The sequence below is a fragment of the Actinosynnema sp. NPDC059797 genome (assembly GCF_042732085.1).
In the GTDB taxonomy this organism is placed as follows: Bacteria; Actinomycetota; Actinomycetes; order Mycobacteriales; family Pseudonocardiaceae; genus Actinosynnema.
Map to the genome: position 1 here is coordinate 1 of NZ_JBHWIE010000187.1, position 14,493 is coordinate 14,493.

General features: G+C 73.6%; 14 protein-coding genes. 10 read left to right on the forward strand and 4 right to left on the reverse strand.

All coding sequences use genetic code 11. The features are described 5' to 3' along the window. The 7 genes from ACFV4N_RS29520 to ACFV4N_RS29550 all read left to right on the forward strand — a co-directional run. The coding region (locus tag ACFV4N_RS29520) for a SpoIIE family protein phosphatase (protein WP_499675887.1) at nt 1-1,732 on the forward strand (1,732 nt) is incomplete at its 5' end. An 89-nt stretch (nt 1,733-1,821) separates the two neighbouring features. Beyond that, nucleotides 1,822-2,463, forward strand: a complete 642-nt coding sequence (locus ACFV4N_RS29525; protein WP_499675888.1) for a carbonic anhydrase — start codon at nt 1,822-1,824, stop codon at nt 2,461-2,463. A gap of 166 nt (nt 2,464-2,629) precedes the next feature. Further along, a complete protein-coding gene (locus ACFV4N_RS29530; protein WP_499675889.1) occupies nt 2,630-2,983 on the forward strand; it encodes a hypothetical protein in 354 nt (117 codons plus the stop codon). A 211-nt stretch (nt 2,984-3,194) separates the two neighbouring features. Next, nucleotides 3,195-3,584, forward strand: coding sequence for an STAS domain-containing protein (locus tag ACFV4N_RS29535; RefSeq protein WP_499675890.1), 390 nt, complete (start codon nt 3,195-3,197; stop codon nt 3,582-3,584). Between the two features lie 109 nt (nt 3,585-3,693). Next, nucleotides 3,694-4,917 (forward strand): MFS transporter, encoded by a 1,224-nt coding sequence (locus ACFV4N_RS29540; RefSeq protein WP_499675891.1) that lies wholly within the window; start codon nt 3,694-3,696, stop codon nt 4,915-4,917. A 340-nt stretch (nt 4,918-5,257) separates the two neighbouring features. Then, on the forward strand, nt 5,258-5,581 hold the full coding sequence (locus ACFV4N_RS29545) for a hypothetical protein (protein ID WP_499675892.1): 324 nt from the start codon (nt 5,258-5,260) through the stop codon (nt 5,579-5,581). Between the two features lie 90 nt (nt 5,582-5,671). Continuing rightward, the gene (locus ACFV4N_RS29550; protein ID WP_499675893.1) at nt 5,672-6,235 is read left to right on the forward strand and encodes an HD domain-containing protein; all 564 of its coding nucleotides are present in this window, start codon (nt 5,672-5,674) and stop codon (nt 6,233-6,235) included. 124 nt (nt 6,236-6,359) lie between these two features. Here ACFV4N_RS29550 and ACFV4N_RS29555 read toward each other — a convergent pair whose 3' ends face one another. After that, nucleotides 6,360-7,142, reverse strand: a complete 783-nt coding sequence (locus ACFV4N_RS29555; RefSeq protein ID WP_499675894.1) for an SDR family NAD(P)-dependent oxidoreductase — start codon at nt 7,140-7,142, stop codon at nt 6,360-6,362. A 109-nt stretch (nt 7,143-7,251) separates the two neighbouring features. Between ACFV4N_RS29555 and ACFV4N_RS29560 the strand changes: the two genes are divergently transcribed. Next, the gene (locus tag ACFV4N_RS29560; RefSeq protein ID WP_499675895.1) at nt 7,252-7,884 is read left to right on the forward strand and encodes a TetR/AcrR family transcriptional regulator; all 633 of its coding nucleotides are present in this window, start codon (nt 7,252-7,254) and stop codon (nt 7,882-7,884) included. 93 nt (nt 7,885-7,977) lie between these two features. Here the strand turns inward: ACFV4N_RS29560 and ACFV4N_RS29565 are convergent, their stop codons facing one another. After that, a complete protein-coding gene (locus ACFV4N_RS29565) occupies nt 7,978-9,879 on the reverse strand; it encodes a S9 family peptidase (RefSeq protein WP_499675896.1) in 1,902 nt (633 codons plus the stop codon). Between the two features lie 96 nt (nt 9,880-9,975). Between ACFV4N_RS29565 and ACFV4N_RS29570 the strand changes: the two genes are divergently transcribed. Further along, nucleotides 9,976-10,605, forward strand: coding sequence for an MBL fold metallo-hydrolase (locus tag ACFV4N_RS29570; protein WP_499675897.1), 630 nt, complete (start codon nt 9,976-9,978; stop codon nt 10,603-10,605). Nucleotides 10,606-10,899: 294 nt separating this feature from the next. Beyond that, entirely contained in the window at nt 10,900-11,277 is a 378-nt protein-coding gene (locus ACFV4N_RS29575) for a sugar phosphate isomerase/epimerase family protein (RefSeq protein ID WP_499675898.1), read from the forward strand. Between the two features lie 15 nt (nt 11,278-11,292). On the opposite strand, the gene ACFV4N_RS29580 is transcribed toward ACFV4N_RS29575, so the two are convergent. Both ACFV4N_RS29580 and ACFV4N_RS29585 read right to left on the reverse strand, forming a co-directional pair. Next, the gene (locus tag ACFV4N_RS29580) at nt 11,293-12,744 is read right to left on the reverse strand and encodes a glycoside hydrolase family 43 protein (protein ID WP_499675899.1); all 1,452 of its coding nucleotides are present in this window, start codon (nt 12,742-12,744) and stop codon (nt 11,293-11,295) included. Between the two features lie 16 nt (nt 12,745-12,760). Further along, entirely contained in the window at nt 12,761-14,155 is a 1,395-nt protein-coding gene (locus ACFV4N_RS29585) for a family 43 glycosylhydrolase (protein ID WP_499675900.1), read from the reverse strand. Nucleotides 14,156-14,493: the final 338 nt, after the last annotated feature.

The following is a 14,493-nucleotide window of genomic DNA, read 5'->3' on the forward strand; positions in this document are numbered from 1 at the left end:
GGGCACGGTGGAAGCGGTCCAGCAGGGTGCGGGCACCCGCGAGGAGTTGATCGGCACGGGCGTCACCGACGTCGTGGTGTCCGGTCGGCACGCCGGCGTGCCGGGGCAGGGCGCCGACCCGACCGCCGGGCGCGTGGTCACCGAGGTGTGGCAGGTGCGGCGCGGCGACGGGACCGTGATCGCCCTGGAGCTGAGCACCCAGACCACCCCGACCGGGACGCAGGCCATCGGCCGCGACGTCACCGAACGACAGCGCGCCGAGGCCGAGCGCGAACTGCTGCTGCGCCGCGAGCACGAGATCGCCGAAGCGCTCCAGCGCAGCCTGCTGCCCGGCGAGCTGCCCTCCCCGGACCGGTTGGCGACCGCGGCCCGCTACCTGCCCGCGTCGACGCACGCGCAGATCGGCGGCGACTGGTACGACGTGCTGGAGCTGGACGCGACCGCGGTGGCGCTGTGCGTGGGCGACGTCGTGGGCAAGGGCCCGTCGGCGGCGGCCGTGATGGGGCAGCTGCGCACCGCGCTCGCCGGTTACCTGCTCGACGGGCACCCCCCGGCCGCGGCGCTGGAACGCCTCGACCTGTTCTCCCGGCGGGTCAACGGCGCCACCGGCAGCACCTGCGCCTGCCTGACCCTCGACACCGCGACCGGGGCGCTGCGGTGGTCGACGGCCGGGCACCCGCCTCCCCTGGTGGCCGACGCCGGGTCCGCGCGGTTCCTCACCGGCGGCGGGGGAGCGGTGCTGGGCACGCCGGGACGCCCGCGCTACGTCGAGCACGCCGCCGACCTGCCCGTGGGCTCCTCGGTCATGCTCTACACCGACGGACTGGTGGAACGCCACGGCACCCCGATCGACGAAGATCTGGCCCGCCTGCTCGCCGTCGTCGGCGACGTCGGGGACGCGGCGCCGCAAGCCCTGGCCGACGCCGTCACCGACGCCCTGCTCGCCGACGGCCAGAGCGACGACGTGGCGCTCGTCGTCGCCCGCCGACTGCCCGCGCCCCTGCGCACCACCCTGCCCGCGCGGCCGCCCTCGCTGGCCGCCATGCGCCGGGAGGTCGCCGCGTGGGCGAATGCCGCGGGGCTGTCCGAGGACTCGCTGGACGACCTGCAGCTCACCCTGGGCGAGGCGGCGGCCAACGTCGTGGACCACGCCTACGGGTCGGGAACCGGCGACCTGGAGTACGAACTGGCCACCACCCCCACCGGTGTGCACGTCGTCGTGCGCGACCGCGGCCGGTGGCGACCGGTGCCCGCCGACCCCGGTCACCGCGGGCGCGGCGTGCAGATCATCCGGGCGCTGGCCGAGCGGGTCACCTTCGACCACCGCGAGGACGGCACCACCGTCGAGTTCCACCTCGCCCCCGCAACCGACGCCCCGACCCGACCCTCGCCGGTCTCGCCGACCGAGGACTCGCCGGCCGACCAGGGCGGTGGGACCGTCCGCGTGCGGCTGGTCGGCGAGCTGGACACCGCCACCGTGGGGGAGTTGCGCGCGTCCACCCTGGCCCGGGTCGGCGAAGCCGGTGACCGCGCCGTCGAGGTCGACCTCACCGGCGTGCGCTACCTCAGCAGCTCCGGCATCGCGCTGCTGCTCGACGCCGCCGCGGCCGTCCGCACCGGAGGGCCGCTGACCGTCCTGGTCACCGCGGGTTCCGCCCCCGACCGCGTCCTCTCCCTGTCCGGGCTGCACGGGCTGGACCAGGCCGGGACGCTCGTGGTCCGGCGGACCTGACGACCGCCGGCCGGTGGCAGCGCCCAACCGGTGAGCCCGCGCCTCGTCCGCCGATGCCGGGCACCGGTGCCGTGACCTAGGCTGGAGCCATGTCAGAGATCCAGTCGCCGATCCCCGCCGACGCCTTCGAGCTGCTGCTCACCGGCAACCGGCGTTTCGTCGCCGGCACCCCGGAACACCCGAACCAGGACGCGGTCCGGCGCGCCGAGATCACCCCGGGCCAGCGCCCCTTCGCCGTGCTGTTCGGCTGCTCCGACTCCCGGTTGGCCGCGGAGATCATCTTCGACCGGGGTCTGGGTGACCTGTTCGTGGTGCGCACCGCGGGTCACGTGGTCGGGTCGGAGGTGCTCGGCAGCATCGAGTACGGGGTGGAGGTGCTGGACTGCCCGCTGGTCGTGGTCCTCGGCCACGACTCGTGCGGTGCGGTCGGCGCCGCGGCGGCCGCGCTGGAGGACGGGGCGGTGCCGCCCGGGTACATCCGCGACGTGGTCGAGCGGGTGACGCCCAGCGTGCTGGCGGCGCGGGCCGCGGGGCACACGGGGGCCGACGAGGTCCTGGCCGAGCACGTCCGGCGCACGGTGGACCTGCTGCTGGACCGCTCCCGCGTGCTCGCCGCGCGGGTCGACGCGGGCCGGGCGGCCGTGGTGGGCCTGTGCTACCGCCTCGCCGACGGCCGCGCGGACGTGGTCGCGTCCCGCGGCCTCGACGTCACCGCCCTGTCCGCACCCTGATCCGACCGCCCACCACGCACCCCGTGCCCGGCGCTGCTCACGCGGCGGGTGCGGGGTCCTGTGGCACGGCGGATCCGGTGCCGGTTCATCCGGAAGTGTGATTCGCGGTGGGTAACGGCTCCCGGGGCACGGCCGATACGATCAGTGGCCGAGGGAGGGAGTCACCGTGGTGGACTCCCTCGACGGCGGTCCCGTCCTCGGGGTGCGCCGCTGGTCGATCGAGTTGGACGAGCCCGACGGCGACGCGGTGGTGCTGCGGGTGGCCGGTGCGGTCACCTACTCGAAGATGACCCCCCTGAGCAGCGGTTTCACCCGTCTGCTGGCCGTCGGCGCGAACACGGTGGTGGTGGACCTGACGAGGGCCTACCCGTTGTGCAGCGAGGCCGCGCTCGCGCTGGTGCTGCTGGCGAGCCGGTGCGACGGGCAGGGCCGCGGTCTGCGCGTGGTGCCGTCGTCGGTGGTGCGGCGCAAGCTGGCCGTGCTGGGGCTGCTCGACGCCATCCCGCTCACCGCCGTCTGATCGGGAACCGCGCCGTACCGGAGTGTGGAACCCGCCGTCCGGGAGCGACGTGCGAGTGCCGGGGTCGGTTAATGTTCACCTCGAGTGGAGCCGCAGCGCCCGGACGTGCCGGACGCCTGCGCTCGGGGCGTGGCGGGTCGAACAGACTGCCCGATCGTCGGCCTGGGTGATCCACAGCCCGCGAACCTCGGACAGACAGGCAGCGCACGCCATGCCGCACCCCTTCACCGTGCAGTCGGAGCTGGTCGGTGACATCGCCAGGGTCACCGCGACCGGTGACCTCGACGCCGGTCCCGCCTCCACCCTGCAAGCGGAAGCCACCGCCCACGTCGACAACGGGACCACCCTGATCATCGACCTGTCCGGGCTGACCTTCTTCACCTCCTCCGGCATCAACGCGCTGCTCGCGATCCACCGACACGCCCGCGCCAACGGGGTGGACGTGGCGGTCGTCGCCGCCCAGCGCATCGTGCTGCGGCCACTGACCGTCACCGGGGCGACCGGGGTGCTGGCCGTTCACCCGACGGTGTCCGACGCCCTGGCGGCCCTGCGCCCCGACTTCCTGCACCGAGTCGACCCGGGTACCGGTTCGAGCGCATGAGCCGCCGCGCGCTCCGTGCTTGAGCGCGGCGTGCCGGGACGCCGAGCGGGTACGTCCGCCGCCTCTCGGCTCCGCGGGTTGTCGGTGGGTGCCGGCAACGTGCGGTCCCATGCCCCGGCTTGTGCCCGCGCCGCTGCGCGACCCGACGTTCCGCTGGTACTTCATCGCCCGGACCTCCTCCCACTTCGGTGACGCCCTGATCGGCACGGCGCTGGTGTTCGGCTCGTTGCGGCTCGGTGCGTCGCTGACCGAGGTAGGGCTGGTTCTGCTCGTCGGCCGGTTGCCGGTGGTGGTGTTCACGCTCGTCGGCGGGGTGGTGGGCGACCTGGTGTCGCGTCGGGCGGTCATGCTCGCCGCCGACGTCGTCCGCTGCGTCTCCCAGGGCCTGACGGCCGCGCTGCTGATCACCGGCGTCGGGACGCTGTGGCACCTGGCCGCGTTGCAAGCGGTGGCGGGCGCGGCGAACGCCTTCTTCGCCCCCGCCGCGGCGGGCCTGGTCGCCGACGTGGTGCCCCGGGAGCAGCGCCGACAGGCCAACGCCCTGGTCAACGCCGCCCAGAACGCCGCGACGCTCATCGCCCCGGTGGTGTCCGCGGTGCTGGTGGAGACGGTCGGAGCGGGCGTGTCCTTCGCCGTGGACGCGGCCACGTTCGCGATCAGCGCCGCCGCGCTCGTCGCGCTGGAAGTCCCGGACAGGCAGGTGCCGCCACGACCCGCACTGCTCGACGCGGCGCGACACGGGTGGCGCGACTTCCGCGCGCGCCCCTGGTTGCAGGCCACCACGATCCAGGTCGCCGTCATCAACGGCGCCTGCATCTCCCCGTTCCTGGTCCTCGCGCCCGTCATCGCCGACCAGCAGTTGGGCGGCGCCCTGGCCTGGGGGTTCATCGCCAACGGCTACGCCGTCGGCGCACTGCTGGGCAGCGCCCTGGCCCTGCGCTGGCGACCGAGGCGCCCCCTCCTGGTGGCCGTCACCATCCCGGTCGCCCTGGCCCCGCTGCTGGCCCTGCTCGCCGCCGGCGCGCCGGTCCCGATCCTCGCCGCGGCGGCCGTCCCCGCCGGGGTGCAGGCCGGCCTCTACGCCGTGCTCACCGAGACCGCGCGACAGGTCCACGTGCCCGCCGACCTCGTCGCCAGGGCCACCGGCTTCTCCACCGTCGTCGGCTTGGCCGCCGCGCCGCTGGGCATGGCCCTGGCCGGACCGGCGGCCGAACTCATCGGCACGGACGCCGTGCTCCTCGCCGGCGCGGCGATCGCCGTGCTGAGCGCACCGCTGGCGCTCGTCGTGCGCTCCGTCCGGCAACTCCCGGCCGAACCCGCACCCGCCCCCTGACCCCGGACGGCGCCGCCTCGCCCGGTGACGGCGTCGGCCGCGCTGTCCAGCTTCTGGGCGCGCAGGCGGCACGGCCGAGGGCTGTCCGCCCGGCCGGGTCGAGCCGGGAGCTCCCCGAAAATCCGTTGACCGGCGGTCGACGGGCTGAACATCATGGCCGACGTGCAGCAGTGACCAGTGGCGCTCGGAGAGGTCGACGGTGGGTTCGAGTCACTCCCCACCGCCCTTCGCCGTGCCGCTCGACGCCCGCGCCGCGTGATCGGTGCGGGCCGCACCCCACTGGTCCCGAGGCGACGCACCGCACCACGCCTCCTGCACGAGCACTGGAGTCCACCGGAACATGAGCGACCTCCGCCGCACCGCCCTGCCCGCCCGCCCCGGCATCGACCGCGAAGCGCTCCGGGTCGTCGACGACCTCGGCCTGCCCTGCGCCCGCACGCCGAATGCGCCCATCCGCGAACGCATCCACGTGCCACTGCCCGAACGCGACCGGTGGCGGGTGTTCGAGGGCGAGGAGCACGTCCACGGTCCGTCGTCCGGCCGTGGGCGCCACGCCGCCCGGCAAGGCCGCGTGCGAGCCCGACGGGAGCGGCGCCTGAGCACCGGGATCCGGGGTGCCGTGCTCCGGGCTCGACTGCGGGGCCGAGGTCGCCGTCGGCTGTGAACGCACCGGCGCAACCACCGGTCCGCCACCCCGCCGTCGCCCGTTGGTGACACGTTCACCTCCCGTTCGGTGCTCGGGGAACCCGATGCCGTGGTCACGAGGGGTGGTGCGCGGTACGGCCGCGCGCGTGCGCGCGACCTGGCGGCGGAGCTGCTCGGCTCGTCGGGGAACCGGTGGCGGCACACGGCCGCGGTGGCCGAGCGCGCGGTCGAGCTGGCCGTGACGGTGGCGGAGGTCGACCGGGACCTGTTGGTCGCCGCCGCGTGGCTGCACGACATCGGCTACGCCCCGCCTGTGGTCGACACCGGGTTCCACCCGCTCGACGGCGCGCGTCGCCTGGACCGCACCGGCTGGCCCCGCCGGATCGCGGCTCTGGTGGCGCACCACTCCGGCGCCGGCTTCGTCGCCGACGTCCTGGGCCTGGGCGGGTTGCTCGACGCCTACCCGCGAGAGGCCGGCCCGGTCGCGGACGCCCTGACCTACGCCGATCAGACGGTCGACGACCTCGGTCGCCGCGTGTCGGTCCGGGATCGCCTGGCCGGCGTGCTGGAGCGCCACGGCCCCGACTCGCCCAACGCACGCGCCCACCACCTGCGCGAGCCGCACCTGCTCGCCGTCGCCGAACGCGTCGAGGCGCGGCTGGGCACCGCCTGAGGGACCGCGTCGCCGACACCGCCATCGAGGACCCGCACGCCGCGGACGACCCCGTCGAGCACGACGCCCAGCGCTGGGACGTCCCCGGCGCAGCGCGCGGTCGCCACACCGCCGGTTGCTCCGGTCACGCCGCCGTCGCGTCGGGTTGGAGCGCGGGGCCGAGCAGGAGTCCGCCGTCCGCGACGAATTCCGAGCCCGTGATGAACGAGGCGTCGGTCGAGGTGAGGTGGAGGACGAGTGCGGTGATGTCGGCCGGGGTGCCCAGTCGGGGGATGGCGTACGGCTCGGGTGAGTAGAAGTCGGCGATGGGCGGCCGGCCGGCGATCGGTTCGTCGATCATCGGGGTGGAGATGACGCCGGGGTGGACGGAGTTGACCCGGATGCCGTCTCGGCCCAGTTCCAGCGCGGCGGTCCTGGTGAGCCCGCGCAACGCCCACTTGGCGGCGACGTAGGGCGCGTAGAGCGGGGTGCCGGCGTGGGCCATGGTGGAGGCGATGTTGACGATCGCCCCGCCGCCGTTGCGGCGCAGTGACGGGGTTGCGGTCTTGATGCCGAGGAACGTGCCGGTGAGGTTGACCTCGAGCGTGCGGTCCCAGACCCCTCGTTCGAGGGCCTCGATCGGGATCGCGGGGTTCTGGACGCCGGCGTTGTTGACCAGGACCGCGATCGGGCCGAACCGGCGTTCGGCCTCGGTGACCGCCGCCATCCAGGCGTCCTCGTCGGTGACGTCCAGGCGGACGAACAGCGCGCGCTCGCCGAGTTCGGCGGCGAGTTCCTCACCGCGCCCCTCGGAGAGCGCGGCGATGACGACGTTCGCCCCTTCCTCGTGGTAGGCCCGAACGTGGTTGGCGCCCTGCCCGCCGGTGCCACCGGTGACGAGAACGGTCTGCTCGTCGAAGCGTCCCATGACGTGGTCCTTCCCGCGGAACAATGGTGAGTCGAGTGACTCACCTCGCCGAGGCTACGGACGTGCCAGGTGGTGAGTCAAGTGACTCGCCTCGGGTAGGGTGGTGCCCGTGACGACGGAGCCCTCGCCCTACCACCGGCGCGTCGCCGAGCAGAAGCGGGCGGCCATCGTCGAGGCCGCCACCCGGCTGTTCCTCGACGCCGGGTACGCCGGCACCTCGCTGGCCAGGGTCGCCGAGGCGGCCGGGGTGTCGAAGGCGACCCTGTTCAAGCAGTTCCCGACCAAGGCTGCGCTGTTCGACGCGATCGTGACGCGGGCCTGGGCGGTCGAGGACGACGACTTCCGCCCGCCGACGGGCGACCTGCGGGCGGGTCTGACGGCGATCGGCCGCCGGTACGCCACCCTCCTCTCCCGGCCCGGCATGGCGGCCCTGTTCCGCATCGTCATCGCCGAACTGCCGCGCTTCCCCGAGTTGGGCGAGGCCCACTTCGAGCGCGGCAAGATGCCCTACTTCGACTCGGTGCGCCGCTACCTCGACGCCGAGAACGCCCTGGGAACGGCCAGGGTGGACGACCCGGAACTGGCGGCGACCCAGTTCCTCGGGATGATCTCCAACTACGCGTTCTGGCCCCGGATGCTGCTCATCGACTGGTCCCCGGACGACGCGTCGACGGCACACGTCGTGGACGAGGCCGTGCTGATGATGGAAGCCAGGTACGGCACGGCGAACACCACCGGCTGAAGCAGTCGGGCGCAGCGCGTGGAGGGTGATCGGCGGGCCGGTTCCCACGTGGTGAACCCACCACGTCGAGCCGTCCGGGTGGTGCGCCCTCGGTCAGGGCCGAAGCCGGCGGTCGAACCACGCACGGGTCCGGTGCAGCAAGTCGAGCTGGTGGTGGCGTTCCCGGATCGAGTGTCCCTCTCTGGGGTAGATCACGAACTCGTGCTCGACGCCGAAGTGGCGCAGCGCCCGGTGGAAGTACACGGCCTGACCGAGCGGCACGTTGGTGTCCTCGGCGCCGTGCAGGATGAGGACCGGGGTGCGAACGCGGCCGGCGAAGGAGATCGGGCTGACCGCGTCGTGCGGGTGCGGGCCGATGCCGGACCACCCGGTGCTGCCGCCGAGTGCCGCCTCGAACTGGCCGTTCTCCCCGGTCGCGGCGAGCATGCCCCAGTCGGTGATGCCGGCGAGGACCAGCGCGGCGCGGAACCGGTCGGTCTGCCCGACGGCCCAGGCGGCCATGAACCCGCCGTGGCTCCCGCCGGCGATGCCCAGCCGGTCGGGGTCGGCGATGCCCTCGGCGACGAGCAGGTCGATGCCGGTCAGGATGTCGGTCCACTCCTCCTGCCCGACCCTGCCGGCCACGCTGAGGGCGAACCGGTGGCCGTGGCCCTGGCCGCCGCGCGGGTTGGGCAGGAACACCGCGTGTCCGGCGGTGGCCAGCCACTGCGCGCTGGGGAACCAGAACAGCTGGAGGCTGTCGGCGTAGCGGTCGTACGGGCCTCCGTGCACGATCGTGACCAGGGAGAACGGGCCGTCCGACGCGGTTCTCCCGACCGGCAGCACGAGCAGGCCGTCCAGGTCGAGGCCGTCGGCGGCGCGGTAGGCCAGCGGTCGTTGGGTCCCGAGGGCGATGCCGTCCAGTTCGGGGCGCGTGTCGGTGACCTTCCGCAGCGGTCCGGTCGGCGGCCCGACGTGGACGTTCGCGGGCTGGTAGCGGGTGCCGGTCAGGGCCGCGATCGTCGTGCCGCCGGGTGTGGTGGTGAGGTCTTCGAGGCGTCCGGGGTGCTGCGACAAGGTCGTGAGGCCGGTGGGGTCCAGCCGGGCGAGGGTCGTGTCCAGGCCGTCGGCGAACACCACCAGGGGAGCGGTGTCGGTCTGGTGCAGCTCGGTGGGGCACATCGGCAGGTCGGCGGTGCGGTTGCGCTGGACGCGACTGCCCACGGCCAGGTCGAACACGGCGGTGCCGGCTTGCAGGACCGGTGGGGTGAGGGCGAGGTGACCGAGGTGCCAGCCGTCCTCGCCCGGCCACCAGGCCAGGGAGTGCGCGTCCGCCCCCACCGCCCCGAGGTCCACCGCGGCCCCGGTCGTGGTGTCGAACAGGTGCAGTCGGCAGGTGCGGGGGCCGTGGTCCTTGTCGGCGCAGTCCTGGGTGAGCACGGCGAGCGGGCCGCCGTCGGGTCGTTGCCGCAGTTCCACCACGTGCCGGTCGCCGAACATGTCCGGGGTGGTGACCCGGCCGGTGCGCAGGTCGAGCAGGCGCAACCGGGCACGTGGTTCGCGCTCGCCGACGACGATGGCGTCGTCGCGGTCCCGGGCGCGGCGCAGCTCCTGTTCGGTGGGTTCGTCCAGGGCGAGCAGGGCGACCAGGTCGGGGTCGGCGAGCGGCAGGTGGTCGATGACGCCGGTGCGCCGGTTGGTCACCGCCGCCACCGCGCCGTCGGCGAGGGTGAGCCGGTGCACCTGCGAGGTGCCGCGGTCGGCTCGGTCGGACAGGAAGAACAGCGTGCCCGAGTCCGCGGACCAGCGTGGCTGGGACTCCGTCGCGGTGTCGGCGGTCACCCGGCGCGGCGTGGCGGCGCCGTCGGTGTCGACGAGCCGGAGTTCGGTGTCGAGGTGGTCACCGGTCCGGCTGAGGGGAGCGAGGACGTAGCAGAGCAGGTGCCCGTTCGGGGCGAGGGCCGGGGTCCGCGGTGCGCGACCGTCAACTACGAGCTCGGCGGTCAGACCTGTCATGTGACCAGTCTGCCGACATCACCGGCGCGGTAGGCGTGGGCGACGGCCGGCCCAATGTGCTCGCCCCCCGACCCCGGAGATCACTAGCGTGGCCTCATGGAGATCATCGACGTGGTGCCGGGCCTGCGGATGCTGCGCTTCCCGGTCGGGCAGGCGTACGTCTGGGAGGAGGCGTCGGGGCTGACGGTCCTCGACACCGGCATCACCGGCTACGCGGAGCGGATCGCGGCCCTCGGCCCGGTGCGGCGCATCGTCCTGTCGCACTTCCACGACGACCACATCGGGTCCGCGGCCGAGCTGCGCTCGCTCACCGGCGCCCCCGTGGTGGCCGGCGCCCTGGAGGCGCCGGTGATCCGGGGTGAGGCGCCCGCGCCGCCGCCGGTGGTCCCGCCGGAGGAGCGGGAGCTGTACGACCGGGTCACCCCGGGGGTGCCGGTGGCGCCGCGGTGCCCCGTGGACGTCGAGGTGGGCGAGGGCGACGAGCTGGACTTCGGCGGCGGCGCGCGGGTGCTGTCGATCCCCGGTCACACCCCGGGCAGCATCGCGGTCCACCTGCCCGCGCACGGGGTGCTGTTCACCGGGGACACCATCGCCACCTGGGAGGGGCGGGCGATCCCGGGCGTGTTCAACCTGGACCGCCCGCTGCTGCTGGAGTCGGTGCGACGCCTGCACGACCTGCGGCCGCGGGTGCTGTGCGTCGGGCACGGCGACCCGCTGTTCGCCTGAGGGACCTCCGGGCTCGTGCGGCGCGTTCCGGCACGCCGTGCGGCGGTGCTCCCGGAGAACGCCGGACAGGCGGTCGGGGAGCGCCGCCGCACGGCCCCGGTTGACGATCTCGACGAATTCGTCGGCCTGGCTGCCCTTGACCCCGCCCTTGTGCCGGACCCGGGTGATCGCGACCTCGGGGCGGCTCGCCTTGGCGAAGATGGCGACCACGTCGGCGCTGTTGGCGCCGTTCTCGGCGCTGATGAACTTGCGGACGACCTGCCCGACCTGCGCGACAGCGGTGTCCGGCTGCTGGTGGGGACCCACGACTCCCATCCGACGGGTGAGGCAGCGTCGCGCCTGGTCGAGCCGTTCGCCGAGCCCGGGTTGGTCGCCGTGCCGTGGGACGCGGTCCACCCGTGGCGGGCGGGGGAGCGACCCTCCCGGACCAGGCGGGTGCTCGGGGAGCACCTCGGCTACTTCCAGGTCAAGGACGTGGCCGACGGCGACCTCACCCCCGTGCCGCCCGGCGAGGGCGCCGTGCCGCTGGAGGAGTGCGGGGAGTCGCTGCGGTCGTGGTCGGGCTGGGTCTCCCCGGAGTGGGAGCGCGCGTGGCACCCCGGCATCGCCCCGGTCCCGGTGCCGTTGCACGCCGCCCGGACCTGGTTCGAGACGTGGCGCCCACGCGCGTGACCCACGGGCGGGTGGTCAGCTCGTCAGCCGGAAGGTCGCGTCGGCGCGCCCGGTGGCGTCGGTGATCGGGTCCAGCCGGAGCTGGTAGTCGTAGTGGCGGAGGTAGCGGTCGGGGAAGTTGTAGGACTGGAACGACGACCACGACGACGAGGCGAGCCCGGCCACCTGCCGGAAGGTGGCGTCGGCCTTGAACGCCGCGGTGCCGTCGTCGGCCGCCAGGACGAAGTCGTAGGCGTAGTGCCGCAGGTAGTACCCCGGGTGGTTGACCGACTGGAACGACACCGTGCCGGTCCCGGCCAGGCCGGGCACGACGCGGAACTGGGCGTCCTGGGCCGGGCTGACGTTCGGGTCGATGCGCACGTCGTAGTTGCTGTGCCGGACGTAGCGGTCCTGGAAGTTGTAGGACTGGATGCGGCGGACCGGGGCGGTGGCGCCCCACTTGGCCAGGACGCGGCCCTCCTCGGCGGCGGTGAGGTTGAGGATGGAGCCGTGGCGCTTGCGGGTGCCGCCCAGGTCGTAGCCGGTGACGGTCTGGAAGTTGCGGGTGCTGCCGAGGTTGGTGGAGGTGATGGGCATGTACCCGCGGCCGGTGGCGTACTGGTCGAGCCACAGCGCCCATTCGGTGCGCCCGTTGAACTGCATCCACATGGGGCCCTCGACGACGTTGCCGCCGCCGGTGCCGTTGGAGATGCCCATGTGGGAGAGGTTGCCGATGGTGGTCCAGGAGCCGAGGATCGAGTTGCTGCCCTCGACGGTGATGTGGCCGTCGGCGGAGGCGCGGTAGTAGCGGTAGCCGCCCGTGCCGGTGGGCGACTCGACGATCTGGGTGTCGATGATGCCCTGGCCCGCGCCCCGGTCGATGTAGAGCACCGGCGCCGACACCGAGCGGAAGTCCCTGGTGCGGGTGTAGTAGATCCGGTGCTTCTTGACGCCGTTCACCGTCGCGTTCGTGGCCCAGTAGACGACGTAGTCGCCGGAGGACGGGTCGTAGATCGCCTCCGGCGCCCACGCGTTGCCCGCGCCGGAGATGCCGCCGGCCACGTTCAGCAGCCGGGGGGCCGACCAGTTCACCAGGTCGGTGGACTCCCAGACGACCAGGGACTTGCTGCCGTTGTTGGCGGCGTCGTTCCACGAGGTGCCGTTGGCGATGCGCAGGTCGGTGGCGATGATCCAGTAGCGGTCGCCGGCGGGGGAGCGGACCAGCGCGGGGTCGCGCACGCCGCGCGTGCCGACGGTGGACAGCAGCACGGGCGCGCCGTTGTGCAGGTCGGTCCAGCGCAGGCCGTCGCGGCTGTGCGCGAAGTAGAGCTGCTCGCCGGTGGCGTGCTCGCCGGTGAAGTGCGCCATCAGGTAGCCGGTGAACGGCTCCAGCGCCTCGGCCCGCCGGTCGGTCGTCGCCGACCAGGACGTGAACAGCAGGGCCACGGCGGCGATCAGCGCGCCGAGCCTGTTCAGTGCTCGTGACACGGGTGATCTCCTTTGATCACGGGGTGGGGACGATTGGGTTGACGAGGCCGTTCGCGTCGAAGGTCATGCGGTCGACGGTGACCTCGCGGTTGGTCCCGTTGCCGGCGGGCACGGCGAAGCGGTGGTAGGCGACGTGCCAGGTGTCGCTGTTGGGGGCCTTGACCACGGAGTGGTGGCCGGGTCCCTTGATGCCCAGGTCCAGGCGCTTCTGGAGCACGACGCCGCGCTTGGTCCACGGGCCCAGCGGTGACGGGCCGGTGGCGTAGGCGACCCGGTAGTCCTCGTCGCGGGTGTCGTTCTCCGACCACGTGAAGTAGTAGGTGCCGTTGCGCTTGAACACGAACGATGCCTCGCGGTAGCCGGCGGGGGTGATGTCGCGGACCTGGGCGGGGTCGAAGGAGGTCATGTCGGCGTTGAGCGGGACGACGTAGGCCGTGCCGTTGCCCCAGTAGAGGTAGGACCGGCCGTCGTCGTCGGTGAACACCATCGGGTCGATGGCCTGCCCGGAGTAGGCGCCCGCGCGGATCAGCGGCTTGCCGAGGGCGTCGCGGAACGGGCCGGTGGGGGAGTCCGACACCGCGACGCCCAGCTGCTTGGCCGTGTCGCCGGAGGCCGCGCCGCCGCTGAAGTACAGGTGGTAGCGGCCGTTCTTGGCGACCACGGCGGGCGCCCAGGCCGAGTTGTCCGCCCAGGAGACGTCCGGTCCGTGGTCGAGGATCACGCCGTGGTCGGTCCAGTTCACCAGGTCGGTGGAGGAGAACGCCTTGTAGTAGGTACCGCTCCAGCCCGCGTAACCGTCCGTGGTGGGGTAGAGGTAGTAGCGGCCGTTGAAGTTCGTGATGTGCGGGTCCGCGAACAACCCCGGGATCACCGGCCCCTTGGTGGTCTTCGGCGTCCACGGCGCGGTGAGCCGGAACGAGCTGTCGGCGCGGAAGGTCGCCGTGCCCTGCGCGACGTCCACCCACAGCTCGTGGTCGCGGTGCCGCAACCGCCGGTCCGGGTGGCCGAACGGGACCAGCGACACCGAGCCGGACACCAACCCGGGGGCGGCGCAGAACGTGGCGTCCGCGCGGAACGTCGCGTCACCGGTGTTGGCCTCCAGCCGCACGCGCCAGTCGCGGTGCCGCAGGAACTGGCCGTTGCGGGCCTGGAACGAGTGGCACGACGGCGAGGCCAGCCCGTTGACCACGGTGAACGTGGCGTCGGACTTCACCTGGGCGGTGCTGCCGGACGTCACCGGGTCGAGCCGGCCGAGGTAGTCGGCGTGCCGGGCGAACCGGCCCGGGAAGTTCACCGACTCCAGCGACCGCGCGCCGGCCGGCAGCACTTCGGCGGAGGCCGCCGGCGGTACCGCGATCGACGCGGCGACCAGGGAGGACAGCACCGCGCAGGTGCGCGTTCGACGAAGCATGGCCGGCTCCAGGGGAACGTCGGGGCGTGACGCGAGAGGTGTCGCAGGGGTCGGTCGACCTCCGGTGTCCGGCCGGGTTCCGGGCGCCGAGGAGCGGTGCGAACCGTAACTCCGCTGTCAGCACGAGGGCAAGACTCCGATCGGAGCGAATGTTAGCGATAACAGGTAACAGGTACTGCTCACCACAGGTGTGGAGCCCTGGTCGCCGAAGTCCTTGTTAGCGTTCACTATCGCAACGGGCGGCGAAACCGGAGCCCGATCCGCGTGCGGTGACCCCGCTGGTGGGGGCGGTCTCGCGCCGGAGGGCCGGGGGGGGGCGGGGGGAGGGCGCGGCAGCC

Coding starts and splice junctions, on each gene's coding strand:
- ACFV4N_RS29525 (WP_499675888.1), top strand. CDS start 1,822: ATGTCAGAGATCCAGTCGCCGATCCCCGCCGACGCCTTCGAGCTGCTG.
- ACFV4N_RS29535 (WP_499675890.1), top strand. CDS start 3,195: ATGCCGCACCCCTTCACCGTGCAGTCGGAGCTGGTCGGTGACATCGCC.
- ACFV4N_RS29540 (WP_499675891.1), top strand. CDS start 3,694: ATGCCCCGGCTTGTGCCCGCGCCGCTGCGCGACCCGACGTTCCGCTGG.
- ACFV4N_RS29545 (WP_499675892.1), top strand. CDS start 5,258: ATGAGCGACCTCCGCCGCACCGCCCTGCCCGCCCGCCCCGGCATCGAC.
- ACFV4N_RS29555 (WP_499675894.1), bottom strand. CDS start 7,142: ATGGGACGCTTCGACGAGCAGACCGTTCTCGTCACCGGTGGCACCGGC.
- ACFV4N_RS29565 (WP_499675896.1), bottom strand. CDS start 9,879: ATGACAGGTCTGACCGCCGAGCTCGTAGTTGACGGTCGCGCACCGCGG.
- ACFV4N_RS29570 (WP_499675897.1), top strand. CDS start 9,976: ATGGAGATCATCGACGTGGTGCCGGGCCTGCGGATGCTGCGCTTCCCG.
- ACFV4N_RS29585 (WP_499675900.1), bottom strand. CDS start 14,155: ATGCTTCGTCGAACGCGCACCTGCGCGGTGCTGTCCTCCCTGGTCGCC.